Below are 15,167 nucleotides of genomic sequence, written 5' to 3' on the forward strand. Positions count from 1 at the left end.
CTCCTAGGGTCAGTCGTCGTCATCGGCATGCGGCGAGGCATCGATTTCGGCGCGCGTCCTCTTTGCACTGCGGAAGCCGACGATGACGACGATCATGCCGACGACGGCGCCGATGACGGTTTCGATGGCGCGGGAGGCCAGCAGCTCCGAGACCGGGTGCGGGCTGCCGATCTGGGTCATGAGCAGTGCCAACGGAGTGATGAAGAGCAGCGCCACCGAATAGTTGCGCAGCACGAAGATCTCGGCGAGGAACTGCAGCAGGATCACCCACACCACCAGCTGCCACGGCTGAGTGGGGAACGACAGCAGGAACGCTGTGACGATCACGCCCAGCAGGGTTCCGACCACCCGGTGGACGCCGCGCTTGAGACGGGCCGAACGACCGGGTGGAGTGATCGGTGCGACCGCTGCGACCATCGCCCAATAGCTGTGGGACAGCAGCGGGAGCACATCGATGAGCAGGGTGCCGAGAACTCCGGCGATGAACGGGGCGATCGTGAATCGGGCGGCGTGGGCGGCCAGATCGGACTTGCCCACCGGCGACAGCCCGACCCGCACATAGGTCTCCTTCTCCGGAGGCATGCGTTCGCCGGCATAGTGGGCGAGCGCTCCGAGACCGATGCACACCAGCGCCGAGGCGGCCGCCACACCCATTGCCACCGGCACCGAGGCGCCGCCCGGAATGGATCCGACGGCTCCCGTGGCGAAGATGAAGAAGATCGACCCGCCGGGTTTGAGCCGGAAGCGCAAGGCGATGGCCGCACCCGCACCGGACACGAGCGAGGTGATGACGACGAGCACCCAGACCGAAGCTCCGAGGCTGCTGAGCAGGGCGCCGATGCCCACGCAGACGACGAGGACGGCGGCTGCGATCGACTGTCGCCTGGTCCGCGATTGTGGGGATTCGAAGCGTGCGTAGATGCCGGTGAAGGCGCCGAAGGCGGCATAGACGGCGAGGTCGAGGCGGTCGATTCCGAGCAGCACGAGGAGTGGGATAGCGACTCCCAGGGCGATGCGGAACGCGGGAATATGGTCGCGTTCACCCGGTGGGATGCGGAAGAACTCCTGCAGGTGGCTCAAACGGGTTCGGCCTCTTTCGACATCGGGAACGGACCCCGGTGACGGGATCGCTGAGATGGGGTGGTGAGCTGAGCGCTCCCTTCGATCGTAGTCCGCCATCGGTGCGTACGAATGTCTTCTGCCGACAGGAGTGATCAACCTCGCTCACCGAGGCGGCCGATCGAGACCGTGATCACCGTCGTCTCGGTCACGGCAGGTGCCCCTGCCCCGACCGAACGCGTGCCGCCTGCCGGTTGAGATGGTCGCGTTCGGCGAGGCTGCCGGCCCGTTCGGCGGCCCGTGCGTAGAGGTCGGCGGCCCGCTGTGACTCCCCTGCCCGCTCGCGCAGGTGCGCTTCGACGGCGAAGTACCGGGGCAGCCCCTCATCGAGGGCACGAAGTTCGGCCAGGCCCGCCCTTGGACCGTCGGCCTCCCCGATGGCCACGGCACGGTTGAGTCGCACAATCGGCGTATCGCGCAGGGCCAGCAGTTCGTCGTACCACTCCACGATCTGCACCCAGTCGGTGTCCTCGACCGTCTGCGCATCGGCGTGGAGTGCCGCGATGGCGGCCTGTGCCTGATATTGGCCGAGTTCGTCCCGACCAAGCGCTGCCTGCAGGATTTCGATGCCCTCGACGATGAGTCGTCGATCCCACAGGGTGCGGTCTTGATCGGCCAGCGCGATGAGGCGACCGTCGGCGCCGAAACGGGCGTCGCGGCGGGCGTGGTGGAGGAGCATGAGGGCGAGCAGTCCGTCCACCTCGGCGGAGTCGATCACGGTCCGCAGGCTGCGGGTCAGTCGGATCGCCTCGGCGACGAGGTCGACCTCGCCCGAGTGTCCTTCGTTGAACACGAGGTAGAGGGTGGTGAGCACCGAGGACAGGTCGCCGGGTCGGTTGAGCCGGGACCCTGCGATTGTGGATTTCGCCCGGCTGATGCGCTGGGCCATCGTCGACTCGGGCACCATATAGGCTGCGGCGATCTGCTTCGTCGTCAGTCCGCCCACCGCCCGCAGGGTCAGGGCCACCGCCGAGGCGGGGCTGAGGTCGGGATGGGCGCAGAGGATGTAGAGGTCGAGGGTGTCATCGGCGTTCGGGACGCCGTCCGTCCCGGGTTCGGACGAGGTTCCGGGCTCGGCGAGAGTGGCGGCCATGACCCGTTCCTCGCGTTTCATCCGCGATCCTTCAGATCGCACGATGTCGAGGAACTTCCGCCACGCCACCGTCACGAGCCAGCCCCGCCGGTCACGGGGCGGGTCGGACCGCCACGATCGCAGGGCTTCGATGAGCGCGTCCTGAACGGCATCCTCGGCGGTCGCGAAGTCTGCTCCACGACTGACGAGGATGCCGATCACGGCGGGGACGAGCTCACGCAGCTCCGCCTCGGCGAGGGGATCCGGATTGGTCATCGCGGACTCCGTTCGCGTCCCTGATCATTCGTCCACGCTGGGTGCGTGGTCGAGGAAGGGGCGCAGTTCGAGCCATTCGTTGATCGACTCTCCTCCCTTGCCCGGTGCGGCGGACAGCTCACCGGCGAGTTCGAGAGCCCGGTCGTAGTTCTCGACGTCGATGACCATCCACCCGGCGATGAGGTCCTTCGTCTCGGGGAAGGGACCGTCGGTGACCGGAGGCTTGCCCGGTCCGCCGGATCGGACGAAGGTGCCCTCGGGCGAGAGCGCCTGGGAGTCGACGAATTCGCCGGAGTCTTTGAGTTTGTCGGCGAAGGCGTTCATGTACGCCACATGCGCGTCGACCTCGTCGGGACTCCACTGGTCCATCGGGGTGTAGTCCATATACTGCTCCGGCATCCGATAGTGCTTGAGAATGAGGTACTTGGCCATGCCGCTCGCACGGGTTGTGCTCGCTGACATGTCTGGGACGCAGCCGGACGCGTGTTCTCGACATCGGCGGAGAAGTTTTCTCGTATCTCTTCGGCTCCGGTCATCGAACACAGTCCCAGAATAGGCCGATGTGTCCGTCCTGGAACATTCGTCACCGGATCCGAACACGAATCGGCCCAGGTCACGGCTCCGCGCTGAGAGGCTTGTCTTGTACGAAACACCGACAGCCTCTTACACACGAGACCAGGAGCAGATCATGAAGGCACAGACACTTCTCAAGACCATCACCGTTGCCGGAGCCGTTGCCGCGACCCTGACGCTCTCGGCCTGCGATATGAAGATCACCTTCGGCCCGGAAGGCCAGGGACAGGAACAGGGCCAGGACGGCCAGCAGGAGCAGCAGACCGAGGACACCGAGACGACCGCCGAAGAACCGGCGTCGGATTCGGGCTCCACCTCGGACTCCGCCGGTTCGGGTTCGACCGGCACGAGCGATAACGGCACTAGCGACAACGGCACCACCGGCAGCGGCGGATCCACCGATTCGTCCAGCGCCTCCTCGGCGAGTGGCTCCTCCACCTCGAACGGCTCGTCGTCGACCGGATCGTCGTCCTCGAGCGACTCCACCTCGAGCGGATCATCGTCGTCGAGCAGCACGACCGACACCGGCTACCAGGGCCCGCGGATCGGCGAAGACGGAGTCGAACTCGACGCCGACGGCAACGGCAAGATCCCCGCCGACGTTCTCGAGGCGGACATCAAGAACGCCTACGCCAAGCAGGGCACCACGGTCGACACCGTCGACTGCTATTCCGACCTGCGGATCTTCTCCCACAGCGGATCGCAGAACTGCACCGTCACCGCTGCCGGCAAGAATCACTACGGCACTGTGAAGATCACCTCGGCGTCGCAGTCCGGCATCGGCTACAGCCTCGAGTTCCCGAACATCTGAGCCGTCCGCCGGGCCTACGAAACGTACCCCTCGAGCGTCTCGCATCCCCGAATCGCATTCCCCTGGTGACCTCGGCCAGGGGAATGCGTTCGTCGCGGTCTGGAACAGATCGGTATTCTTCGTTGTTGAGCCCAGCGTGGGTGTCGGTTCAGCCGCACGTCGGCCTCGACGTTCCGGCCAGCCGGGCCCATGTCAGATTCGACAACCTCACAGATCACAACTGACAAGGAGCACCATCATGGCACTCTCTGACAAGAAGATCGCATTCCTCCTCACCAGCGGCGTCGAGCAGATCGAACTCACCAGTCCCCGCACCGCTCTCGACGAGGCCGGGGCGACAACCGTCATCGTCTCCCCCTCAGAGGGGACTCTGCAGGCGATGGAAGGCGATTGGGAGCACGCGAAGACCTTCGACGTCGACGTTCCCGTCGCCGAGGCCTCGGTCGATGACTTCGACGCCCTCGTTCTGCCCGGCGGCACCCTCAACTCCGATGCCCTGCGTCTGAATGAGGACGCCGTCAACCTCGTCAAGGCGTTCTTCGCCGCCGACAAACCGGTCGCGGCCATCTGCCATGCTCCGTGGATCCTCGCCGAGGCGGGAGTGGCCAAGGGACGGAAGCTGACGTCCTTCATCTCGACGAAGACCGACCTCATCAACGCCGGAGCCGACTGGGCCGACACCGAGGTGGTCGTCGACGGCAACCTCATTACCTCCCGCAGCCCCGACGACCTCGACGCCTTCAACAAGGCAATCGCTGATAAGTTCAGCTGACCTGGAACGATGCCTCTTTCGCCGAGGCGGAACCACCTCGGCGAAGAACTCCCCGGAACGATCGTTCCGGGGAGTTCGTCTGTTCGTCACCTGGGGTCTTGACAGCCGCGCTTATGATCTACTCATGCCAGCTTCCCCGTCCGTCAAGGCGACGACTCCTGCCCTCGCGGCACTGCTCATCGGGTTCCTTCTCATTCTCTGCTCCACACCGCCTCCGGCACATGCTGCCTATGCGACTTCGGGTGCGATCGGGACGATGCACAGATCGCTCGGTGGGAATTCCGGCAAGCTCGGCCCAGCGGTCGGCCCGCAGCGGTGCACGCTGATCCAGAAGGGCTGCTATCAGTCGTTCAAGCACGGCAGCATCCATTGGACGAAGGCCACCGGCGCCCATGCGACTCTGGGTGCGATCCGCACAGCATGGAAGAAGTCCGGGTGGGAACGCGGTCCGCTCGGCTATCCGACGAGCAACGAATACCGCTCAGGTTCGGAGACCCGGCAGAAGTTCCAGAACGGCATGATCGTGTGGACGGCGAAATCCGGGGCGAAGGTGACGCTGACGAAGGCGCCGTCGTCGTTCACGATCAAGGGGTCGGGGTTCGGCCATGGAGTCGGGATGAGCCAGTACGGAGCGCGCGGAATGGCGACAGCCGGAAAGTCGTCGACGCAGATCCTGCAGCACTACTACACGGGTGCCAAGGTCACGACGATGTCGAAGAACGCCGACGCCAGTCTCAAGGTGCAGCTGCTGACCGGTAAGAAGTCCGTGACGGTCACTCCGCGGTCCGGCCGTCTGCGGGTCAAGGTCGGGTCGAAGACCATCGAATCAGGCTCGAAGGTCACGATCGAACGGACGTCATCCGGTTCGGTCAAGGCGACCGTCGGGTCGAAGAGCTATTCGGGGTCGAAGCTCACCCTCGAATGGCAGGGCACCCGATATTGGAAGAGTTCGTCGGCGACGACGGTGTCGGTCAGCGGTGCCCAGAACGGGGCGACCGGCACCTACCGACACGGACGGCTCGAGATCGGTCAGCTGAAGAGCTCGCTCAACGTCATCAACGTGGTGGGTCTCAACAAGGAATATCTGCCGGGCATCGCCGAGATGCCGGCGTCGTGGCAGTCCGAGGCCCTGCGCTCTCAGGCCATCGCTTCGCGCACCTACGCCTACCGCAATCTCGGTGCGGTGAAGCCGGCCTGCGGGTGCAACGTCTATGACGAGGTGGCCTCGCAGCGTTTCCTCGGGTGGACTCATGAGAATGCAGGCGATTCCGGTCCATGGCGCAAGGCCGTGGCCGCGACACAGACCACGAGCGGGTCGACGGTGAGGTCGGCGCGCCTCATCACCTACAGGGGCGGGCTCATCGATGCTGTCTACTCGTCGTCGGCCGGGTCGAAGACGCATTCGGCTGCCGAGGTGTGGGGGTCGGCCGTGCCGTACCTGGTCTCGGTCGATGACTCTCCGTCGAAGTATGCCTCTGCGCAGAACCCGAACGCCTCGTGGTCGGTGACGGCCAAGCAGTCCGACATGGCACGGGCCTTCGGGCTGGCAGACGTCCGGTCTGTGGCGGTGGCGAAGACCGGCTCAGGTCTGGTGAAGACGGTGAAAGCCACCTCGGTGAAGGGGAAGACCGCGAGCCTCACCGGCGATCAGCTGCGAACGAAGCTGAAGCTCAAGTCCGCGTCATTCAGCGTGGCCTGAGGGAAACCGACTGGCTGACTCAGACTCCGGCGGGGGTGAGCAGTCCCCTGTTGACGAGTTCGGCTTCCTTCTCGCGCACGATCGGGATGACGGTCTTGCCGAATGCTTCGAGTTCTTCCTGGAAGTGGAGGAAGCCGGTGAGGATGAGGTCGACGCCGATCTTCTTGTATTCGATGATGCGGTCGGCGACCTGTTCGGGGGTGCCGATGAGCTGGGTGCGGAAGCCGTCGTTGTACTGGACGAGGTCTTCGAAGCTCGAATCCGCCCACATGCCCTTCTTATCGTGAGTCGAGGCTCCGGCCTGTTGGACGGACTTGCGGAATCCTTCGACGGCGCCTTCATCGGCTTTGGCGATGATCTCGCGCAGCTGTTCTCGGGCCTCGGCTTCGGTATCGCGGACGATGGCGAAGCCGTTGAGTCCGAAACGGACCTTCCGATTGTGCGCTCGGGCCACCTCGGTGACGTCGTCGTACTGTTCGCGGAAGCCGTCGAAGTCCTTGCCGTTGGAGAAGTACCAGTCGGAGTGTTTGCCGCCGTTGATGCGGGCGGCCGAGGAGTTTCCGCCTTGGAAGATCTCCGGGTGGGGGCGGGCTTCGACCGGGTAGGGGCCGGGGCGGAGAGTGAAGTCGTCGACGGTGTAGAAGTTGCCGCGATAGCTGCGACGTCATCGGGCCAGTTCCCTTCAGTCGCTCGTGATGTGTGCAGGTGTGCAGTATCTTCTGTGCGGGTGTGCCGTGCCAGACTACTGAGACGCAGGCCACATACGGCGGGCAGACTTCGCGGGCTGACGCATGACGTCACAATCACGCACTCCGCCACGAACCGTCATGCGATTTGTGCGTCCAGCAGCGGTCGTGGGCTGCGCCGCGCTGGGCATCCCTCACCGCGAGCGGCACACCACCTCGTTGCACCGGTGCGTTTTGGCAGGAGCGATGAGGGATGCGAAAGCACCCGTAGGAGATGCCACGGCCGGTGGAGGATGCAGCGACCGACCGGCTCGGAACCCATAACCGGTGAATCGACGAAGTCCCGGCCCGCAGCAACTGCGAGACCGGGACTTCCGTGGCGGAGGATAGGGGATTCGAACCCCTGAGGGCGTTAACCCAACCCGCGTTCCAGGCGAGCGCCATAGGCCACTAGGCGAATCCTCCGCGAATCAGCTTATCCGAGTCATGACGACAATGCGAAATCGCGGTGGCCGAGTGTGAAGCATCCCACTTCCCGCAGGTGAACAGGCGGCCTCGACCTCCGACCGCGAACACGCGACCTCATCACTCGACGGCACACGGCTCAATCGGCGACGGCGCGGAGATGCCGTTCTGCCGACGGCTGCGCCCCGTCCTCCCGTCGGCGTTCGATGCTGCCGTCGTTGATCCAGCCGTGCAGCGTCTCCAATCGGGACCGCGTCACCGTGTCCACCGGCTGATAGACCGAGAGCGTCAGCCTCTGGTTCTCCTGCGCGATGAGCGTCGTCATCGTCAGCTTGAGCGTGCCCACATACGGGTTCTCAATGGTCTTGACCCGCCCCACAGATCGACCGACCGATCCCGAATCCCACAGGCGGCAGAATTCCGGATTCCTGCGCAGCCGCGACAGCAGCGGCGACCACTCCGGATCGTCGATCGACTCCGCGTAGGAGGCACGCAGCTTCGCGACGACCTGCGCCCGGTGACCGTCGTCGGAGTGGAAGGTCCGCGCCCATTCCGGACTCTCGAAGGACTGGATCGCGCAGTTCCGGTCGGCCGGAGCGAGCGCTTCGAGGTCGGAGGCGAGATACCGTTCGACGGAGTTGAAGGCGAGGATCGTATACCGCGGATCAGTGACCATCGCCGGCAGCGGCAGCAGTTCGTCGAGCAAGGTGCGCATCTGCTCTCCCACAGCCGAGTCCCCCGGGTTCGCGACCCGATCCGGATATCCGCCCAGCAGGAAGAGATGGGCACGCTCCTCACGGTCGAGCAGGAGCGCCTCGGCGATGGATTCGAGCACCGACTCCGAGGGGTGGACCTCGCGCCCCTGCTCAAGCCAGGTGTACCAACTGGTGCCGATGTTCGCGAGCACAGCGACCTCTTCACGCCGCAGCCCCGGCACCCTCCGCCGGGTGCCGGCCGCAAGACCGACCTCGCAGGGCCGCACCCGGTTGCGTCGCGAACGCAGGAATCGTCCGAGCTCCTCGGTTCTCACTTGTGCCATGCCTCCATTGTCCGCCCGACGCTCACGCCGTTCCACCCCGTCACCGCCCTCAGCCTGGTGGTGCGACCAACACCATCAGCACGCCCTCCCACTCCCCCGCGGGCCACCGCAGACTGGATCCATGAGAGATTCCCACACGCAGACATCATCGACCTCCGCCGGGGCGGTTCCGACTTCGGCCCTCGCCGAGGCGGCTCCCGGTCACGCACCCAACGTCGACCCAGCCCCCACCGCGGGCCATCCCGCCCCGGTGCTCTGGCCGCTCCACCTCGGTGCGTTCCTCGCGACGTTCATGTTCTCCGTCTCGAACGTCGCAATCCCCGCGGTGAAGGCCGACATCGGTGCGAGTGATGCGACCTCGGCCCTCATCGTCGGTCTGTTCTCCGCAGCCTTTGCCTCCGGCCTCATCCTCTGCGGTCGCATCGGGGACCGCTTCGGGCGTCGCCGCCTGTTCATGATCGGCACGGGCGCGCTCGTCATCACCTCAATAGCCGTCGGACTGGCACCCGATCCGCTCTTCCTGCTCGTGGCTCGCGCAGCCCAGGGCTCGGCAGCGGCGATGATGATGCCGCAGATCCTCGCGAGCTTCCAGCATTCGCTCTCCGGGGCCGCACGGCTGAAGGCGATCAGCCTCTTCGGCGCGTTCTCCGGAGTCGGCACCGTCGGCGGTCAGGTCCTCGGCGGAGGACTCATCTCCCTCTTCGGCGAGACCTGGGGGTGGCGAGCGGCGTTCCTCAGCTGCGCGCTCACCGCCGCAGCCGCCTATCTCGGTTCCCTGCGACTGACCGAATCACGCAGCACCGACCCGGCACCCCTCGACGCCCCCGGCGCGATCCTCCTCGGCGTGGGCATGATGTGCCTCGTCATCGGACTGGCGCTTGGACCGGTCACCGGCTGGCTTCCGCTGCCCGCAACCCTCTTGGCAGCCTGCGCTGCAGCACTCACCGCGTTCGCACTCTGGCAGAACCGCGCCGAGGCGGCCGGACGGGACCCCCTCATTCCGCCACAGGTGGTTCGCATCCCTGCCGCATGGATCGGGATGCTCATGGCCTTCGTGTTCTTCGCCGGCTTCGGCACGTTCCTCTACAACTTCGCGCTCACATCGCAGACCGGCCATGGTGACCCCGCCGCCGTCTCCGGACTCACGCTCGGCCTCTTCGCCGCAGCTTTCCTCATCACCTCTCTCCTCGTCCCCCGGGCCGTCGGTCGACTCGGCGGGCCCGGCACGATAGTCCTCGGCACGACCCTGCAGGCGATCAGCCTTCTCGGGGTGGCTTGGGCGTCGGCAACGGCCCCAGCCACAGAATGGAATCTGTGGTTCCAGCTTCCGGGAGTCGTCCTCGGCGCGGCTCAGGCTCTCCAGTTCGGTCCTCTTGTCGGCACCGTGGTCGGAGCGGTCCCCGACCGAGTGGCCGGGCTGAGCGGCGGTCTCATCGCAACGATGCAGCAGGCAGGCATCGCCGTGGGCGTGGCACTGCTCGGAGCGCTCTTCCATGTCTTCACGCTCAGCCTCGGCTATGACAATGCCTTCGCCGTGGCATGCCTCGTTCAGGTCGGGCTGTGCCTGGCCTTCGGAGCGGGCGCTCTGGCACTCCTCAGGCTCGGATCGCGTCGATGATCCGCACCCGAGTGGCGACGACAGCAGGCACCGATCCCGCCAGCGCTCCGGCTCCGACCGAGACGAGCATGCCCACGATCGCGGCAGAGATCGGGACCTGCGGAGTGCTCGCACCGTCGAACATGAACTCAGAGACGAGCGGCGCCTTGAGCACGAGCACGGCGATGAGAACGCCGACAGCGCCTGCGATGGTCGTCGCGACGACGCTCTCCATCATCACGGAGAAGAAGATGCGCCGACTCGTCGCCCCGAAGGATCTGCGGATGCCGATCTCCCTGATCCGCTGTTGGATCGTCACAAGAGAGATGTTGAGCAGGCCGAGCATACCCATGAAGAGAATGAGGATGCTGATGACCAACAGCACGTTCTTCACCGGACCCAGTGTTTCATCGATGTCCGAGGCGAAATCGGTTCTGTCCGCACTGACGTCGAAGCCGGGCAGCTGCCGTCTGAGATCACTCGTCACCTGTTTGCTCAGCTCCTCACCGACCTCGGGCGGCACCCACATCTCGAATTCGGTGACGGCGTAGGCGTCTGCGGCGAACTGCTTCTCCTGCCCGTTGAGGACGTAGATCTCCCCGTACTCCTGGAATTCGGAGGAGGGCACCGAACCGATGACCGTGGCCGTCTTCTTCGGGGAACCGGACAGCTCGATCGTGGCCGGCAGGGAAGTCGGGTCGATGCCGTATTCGCTGAGAAAAGTCTCATCGGCGACGACGGCCGGCGACAGGTTCGCGGCGTCACCGGCGGTGAACCACCTGCCGTGATCGACGGAGAGTCGGCGCATGACGTCGAAATCCGGGTCGACGATGTACATCGAGGCGCTGACGGTGCCAGCCGGTCCCGGCACCGTGGTTTCGACCTGACCGTAGGCGGAGATGTGGCTGATTCCGAAACGGTCGGCGGTCTCGTCGAGTGCTGACCGGACCTTCTCGACCTCGGATTCGCCCATCTCGGACTCGGTCGGATTGAGGCTCAGGGTGTAGGTCGCGGCTCGACCACCCTGCTGCTCGTACGAGTCGGCGAGCCCCTTCTGCATCATGTTCCCGAACCCGACGACGAGGGTCAGTGCACACACAGCCACGCCGACGCCGATCAGGGACATCAGCACGCGCACCTTGTGCACCCTCAGTTCCTGCCAGGCTTCGACGATCGATGCGGCGAATCCTGTGATCATCGGCTCTCACCCGCCAGCGCCTCGGCGGTGGCCCCGTCGAGGACCGGATGGAGACACCCCTGACTGAGCGAGAACTGTCGGGTGGTCATGTTCGCCACCCCGAGATCATGGGTGATCGTGATGAGCGCGGCCCCCGAGTCCTTGGTGATGCCGTCGAGGATCTCCATGACCTGACGCCCCGTCTCAACGTCCAGGGCGCCCGTCGGCTCGTCGGCGAGCACGAGCTTCGGCTCACGCACCAGCGCGCGTGCGATCGCGACTCTCTGCTGCTCACCTCCGGAGAGACGGTTCGGCTTCGCCTCGATCCGGTCGCCGAGGCCGAGGCGCTCGAGCATGGCTTCGGCCGATCTCCGCCGATTGCGGAACTCCCGCCCAGTGGCGTACATCAGTGGGGCTTCGACGTTCTCGACCGCGGTGCGTCCGGGCAGGAGGTTGAACTGCTGGAAGACGAATCCGATGTCCCGTCCTCTGATCGCTGCGGCCCTGTTCCGGGAGATCTTCTGCACGGGTTCACCTGCGAACTCCATGTCCCCGGTCGTCGGCGCGTCGAGGAGTCCGAGGATGTTGAGCAGCGTCGATTTGCCGGTGCCGGAGCGCCCGACGATGCCGATGTGCTCCCCCACCCCCACCTCGAGGTCGATATCGGCAAGGATCGTGAGCAGCTGATCGTCAGCGATCGGCACCGAACGCGACACATGCCGCAGCGAGAGCAGAGTCTCTGCCGCCGTCGGCTCCGGGCGGCTCACCAGTCCTCTCCCTCGCCGAACTCGTCATCCATCCCGCCCTCGGAACTCTCATCTTCAGGTTCGGTGCCGGGAACGAATTCATCGATCTCCTCACCTTCTTCCAGGCCCGACTTCACTTCGACCATGGACCCGTCGTTGAGGCCGATCTCGACCTCGCGCTCCTCGGACTTGCCGCCGTCTCCGGTCACCCAGACTGATCCCTTCTCGGTGAGTCCGCGCACCGCGGTCACCGGAACGACGATGACGTCCTTCGCCTCTCCAGCATCGATGGTCATAGTGAGATCGAGGCTGTTGTAGACGGTGACATCGTCGGGGATGGCACAGATCAGCTGCGGACCGTCTCCGGAGCCTCCCTCCGAGCCTTCGGCGGCAGAACCGTCGTCACCTGCGCCTTCAGCCCCTGGGCCCTCGGACTCATCCTCACTCGTCGACGACGATCCCGAGGCCGCACCCGGTCCCTGGTCGAGTCTGAGACCCGTGCAGTCGAAGGGCTTCGGGCCTTCGTCGATCGCGATGTTCGCGGTATCCGGAAGCTCCTGCACTCGGTAGAGGTCGGTCGCCTTGATCGGCGCCTTGGCGGTGAAGGTCTTCTTCAGCAGCTCGGTCACCTGGGTGTCGGCGGAGACGGTGTCACCCTGCTCGACTGAGAAATCACCCACGGTGCCGTCTTCCGAGGCGATCACCGAATGATACTTCGGCTTGGCCGGGATCGACGGGTCGCCTCCCGATGCCTCGTCCCCGCGTTCCGAGTCTGCTGGCTCGGCACCGTCGCTGCCGCCGTCCGGTTCCTCTGGCGCCTCCTGCTCACCCTCGCTTCTGACCTGGAACAGCTCCGCGCCTTTGAATACCTCATCACCGGGCTTGACGAAGAAATGGTTGACCACTCCGTCGTGGTCGGCTTTGACCGCGGTCGGGGAGTCGACGTTGATGCGTCCCTTGACCTCGATTGTGTTGGAGATGTCGCCGCGCTCGGCGGTGATGGTGGATTCCGCCGGTTCCCCACTGGCTCCGACATCGTCGAATTCGTCGTCGGCAGCCGGTCTGAATGCAATCCAGCCGAGGAAAACAGCGATGAGGATGAGGACGAGGAGGAAGGCCAGCGGCAGAACCACTCTGCGGAAAATGTGCATGATTCCTTAGGGATGGGAAACGAGGATGCGTCCACACTATCCAGTGAATGTCCCGCTCAGATGATGTTTCTGTCACGAGTGGATAACAGAGTCCTTGTCGCAATCTTGTGGCCCCGCCCACTCGTTTTGTCCACCGAGGCCGCTCTCGACTAGACTGATTCACGGCTCCCCGTGCGGCGTCATCTTGTGAACTCCCCCAGGGCCGGAAGGCAGCAAGGGTAAGCGAGCTCTGTCGGGTGCACGGGGAGTCCTCTATTCCCCAACATCACAATTCCACAACTCCCCCTCTCCCCCATCTGCCCAGGTCAGCTCTGCCTCCACGACCTGCCGAGCGCCGGAATCGGGGCAAAGATGCGAAAGCGTTAATACTTTCGTGATTTTGCTTCATTACCATTATTCGCAGTTCTCATCCCTGTGTTTATACGAGGTTTCCCTGTTGTCCACGAAGATCCAAGGGGCCGTTGCCGCCCTTTCGGCACTGGCCCTGCTCACGGCGTGCACGCCGTCGAGCGACGATCCCGACGCGACCCGCGATGGCGCGAACAAGACCGCCGAGGCGGCCGCGGACCCCGTGTTCCGCGTCGGAGCCATCACCTCCGAGGCAGCAGAATCCGCGTCCGAATCGACACCGACGTCGCAGTCCAGCGATGCGACCTCCTCAGCTGAGCCGAGTGAGTCCGCCGATGCAGCGACCGCGATGCCCGGCGCTGGGGACTTCGGCGAAGTGACCGAATCCGGTGACGACGTCGGCCTCGAGGCCGGCCAGCGGATCGGCATCTCCGTCGAGAACGCCGACCTCAGTGACATCTCCGTCACCGAGGAGGCCCACCCCCGCATCGCGCACGATCCCGGCACGTTCTTCGACGCTTCGGGCGCCGCGCTCGACACCGATGACGACGCCCAGGCCGGATCGTCGACACCGAGCTCCACCGAGTCCGGGACCGCCGACGATGAGGCGAAGGACGGCGAAGCAGAGAACAAGGACAGCGCCGAGGCGGTCGCAGCCCCCGATGAGTCCGCCGCCTGGATCTCGACCTACGGCCTCGTCGCCGACAGCGAATACACCGTGAAGGCCACCGCCACCACTGCCGAGGGAGACGAGGTCGACCTCGACGCGACGATCACCGTCGGCGCCAGCGACGGCGCTCCGATGTCGGTGCGCACAACGCTCGCCGATGATCAGACGGTCGGCGTCGCCGCCCCCATCATGCTCAACTTCGGTTCCACCGTGTCCAAGGACTTCCGCGACGATGTCGAACGCCGCCTCTCGGTCAAGGTCACCGATGAGGACGGCAAGGAGCGGGAGGTCGAAGGCTCCTGGGGTTGGCTCTACGACGACCCTCAGTCCCGCCTGCACTTCCGTCCGAAGGAGTTCTGGCCGGCGCACTCGAAGGTCTCCGTCGACGTTCCGCTCAAGGATGTGCCGACGGGCGAGAACAGCGTGGGTCAGAACGACCTCACGCTCGATTTCGAGATCGGACGCAAACAGGTCGTCAAGGCCGATGTGAAGACCCACCGCATGACCGTCACCCGTGGCGGCAAGACCGTCATGGACTTCCCGGCCTCGCTCGGCGCGCCGAAGTCCCCGTCCTACAACGGCACGCATGTGGTGATGTCGAAGGCCGCCGACTATACGATGACCTCCGAACAGTGGGACTACGAGACGGATGTGCAGTGGGCGGTGCGCATCCACAACAACGGCGAATTCATCCACGCCGCCCCATGGTCGGCAGGCGTCCAGGGTTCGCAGAACGTCTCGCACGGCTGCATCAATCTCACCACCGAGCGGGCCAAGGAGTACTACGACTCCGCGATCTTCGGCGACCCCGTCGAGGTCACCGGCTCCCACGTGAGCCTGTCGACCAACGACAGCGACATCTCGGACTGGGTGTACTCGTGGGATGAATGGAAGAAGCTGAGCGCCCTCGGTTGAGAGCGCCCAGCTTGCTTGCCTGACCGATGCGACAGACTCCTCGCCGACGAC

The 15,167-nt window shown here is 65.1% G+C and carries 12 protein-coding genes, 1 tRNA gene, 1 other RNA gene and 1 pseudogene; 6 read left to right on the top strand and 9 right to left on the bottom strand.

Going from position 1 to position 15,167, the window contains the following annotated elements:
* Window positions 1-9 precede the first annotated feature (9 nt).
* The 3 genes from SB749_RS13820 to SB749_RS13830 form a co-directional block, all read right to left on the bottom strand.
* Window positions 10-1,080 (bottom strand): FUSC family protein, encoded by a 1,071-nt coding sequence (locus SB749_RS13820; RefSeq protein ID WP_410710798.1) that lies wholly within the window; start codon window positions 1,078-1,080, stop codon window positions 10-12.
* Window positions 1,081-1,267: 187 nt separating this feature from the next.
* A complete protein-coding gene (locus SB749_RS13825) occupies window positions 1,268-2,467 on the bottom strand; it encodes an RNA polymerase sigma factor (protein ID WP_410710799.1) in 1,200 nt (399 codons plus the stop codon).
* 24 nt (window positions 2,468-2,491) lie between these two features.
* Window positions 2,492-2,899 (bottom strand): YciI family protein, encoded by a 408-nt coding sequence (locus SB749_RS13830; protein WP_410710982.1) that lies wholly within the window; start codon window positions 2,897-2,899, stop codon window positions 2,492-2,494.
* A 256-nt stretch (window positions 2,900-3,155) separates the two neighbouring features.
* Here SB749_RS13830 and SB749_RS13835 point away from each other — a divergent pair, with 256 nt between their 5' ends.
* The 3 genes from SB749_RS13835 (at window position 3,156) to SB749_RS13845 (ending at window position 6,322) form a co-directional block, all read left to right on the top strand.
* A complete protein-coding gene (locus tag SB749_RS13835) occupies window positions 3,156-3,851 on the top strand; it encodes a hypothetical protein (protein WP_410710800.1) in 696 nt (231 codons plus the stop codon).
* 238 nt (window positions 3,852-4,089) lie between these two features.
* Window positions 4,090-4,623, top strand: a complete 534-nt coding sequence (locus tag SB749_RS13840) for a type 1 glutamine amidotransferase domain-containing protein (RefSeq protein ID WP_062861167.1) — start codon at window positions 4,090-4,092, stop codon at window positions 4,621-4,623.
* A gap of 124 nt (window positions 4,624-4,747) precedes the next feature.
* The gene (locus SB749_RS13845; RefSeq protein ID WP_410710801.1) at window positions 4,748-6,322 is read left to right on the top strand and encodes a SpoIID/LytB domain-containing protein; all 1,575 of its coding nucleotides are present in this window, start codon (window positions 4,748-4,750) and stop codon (window positions 6,320-6,322) included.
* A 19-nt stretch (window positions 6,323-6,341) separates the two neighbouring features.
* Here the strand turns inward: SB749_RS13845 and SB749_RS13850 are convergent.
* From SB749_RS13850 to SB749_RS13860, 3 genes and pseudogenes are all read right to left on the bottom strand, one after another.
* Window positions 6,342-6,977, bottom strand: a pseudogene (locus SB749_RS13850) (LLM class flavin-dependent oxidoreductase); the annotation flags it as partial.
* 408 nt (window positions 6,978-7,385) lie between these two features.
* Window positions 7,386-7,473: transfer RNA gene (locus SB749_RS13855), tRNA-Ser, on the bottom strand.
* A gap of 139 nt (window positions 7,474-7,612) precedes the next feature.
* Entirely contained in the window at window positions 7,613-8,512 is a 900-nt protein-coding gene (locus SB749_RS13860; protein ID WP_410710802.1) for a helix-turn-helix transcriptional regulator, read from the bottom strand.
* Window positions 8,513-8,633: 121 nt separating this feature from the next.
* On the opposite strand from SB749_RS13860, the gene SB749_RS13865 reads away from it, so the two are divergent.
* Window positions 8,634-10,130: an MFS transporter gene (locus SB749_RS13865; RefSeq protein ID WP_410710803.1), complete on the top strand. Its 1,497-nt coding sequence runs from the start codon at window positions 8,634-8,636 to the stop codon at window positions 10,128-10,130.
* Here the strand turns inward: SB749_RS13865 and SB749_RS13870 are convergent.
* The 3 genes from SB749_RS13870 to SB749_RS13880 are packed head-to-tail and all read right to left on the bottom strand — an operon-like array spanning window position 10,108 to window position 13,183.
* On the bottom strand, window positions 10,108-11,307 hold the full coding sequence (locus tag SB749_RS13870) for an ABC transporter permease (protein ID WP_370037356.1): 1,200 nt from the start codon (window positions 11,305-11,307) through the stop codon (window positions 10,108-10,110). The two genes, SB749_RS13865 and SB749_RS13870, sit on opposite strands and share 23 nt — an antisense overlap.
* Window positions 11,304-12,053 (bottom strand): ABC transporter ATP-binding protein, encoded by a 750-nt coding sequence (locus SB749_RS13875; protein ID WP_410710804.1) that lies wholly within the window; start codon window positions 12,051-12,053, stop codon window positions 11,304-11,306. Before SB749_RS13875 ends, SB749_RS13870 begins: the two co-directional genes overlap by 4 nt.
* On the bottom strand, window positions 12,050-13,183 hold the full coding sequence (locus tag SB749_RS13880; RefSeq protein WP_410710805.1) for a hypothetical protein: 1,134 nt from the start codon (window positions 13,181-13,183) through the stop codon (window positions 12,050-12,052). Before SB749_RS13880 ends, SB749_RS13875 begins: the two co-directional genes overlap by 4 nt.
* A 160-nt stretch (window positions 13,184-13,343) precedes the next feature.
* On the opposite strand from SB749_RS13880, the gene ffs reads away from it, so the two are divergent.
* Window positions 13,344-13,439: signal recognition particle sRNA small type (gene ffs / locus SB749_RS13885), an RNA gene on the top strand.
* A gap of 180 nt (window positions 13,440-13,619) precedes the next feature.
* Window positions 13,620-15,116: a L,D-transpeptidase gene (locus SB749_RS13890; protein WP_410710806.1), complete on the top strand. Its 1,497-nt coding sequence runs from the start codon at window positions 13,620-13,622 to the stop codon at window positions 15,114-15,116.
* The last annotated feature ends 51 nt before the right edge of the window (window positions 15,117-15,167 follow it).

Origin of the sequence: Brevibacterium sp. SIMBA_078 (assembly GCF_046534565.1) — a bacterium.
In the GTDB taxonomy this organism is placed as follows: Bacteria; Actinomycetota; Actinomycetes; order Actinomycetales; family Brevibacteriaceae; genus Brevibacterium.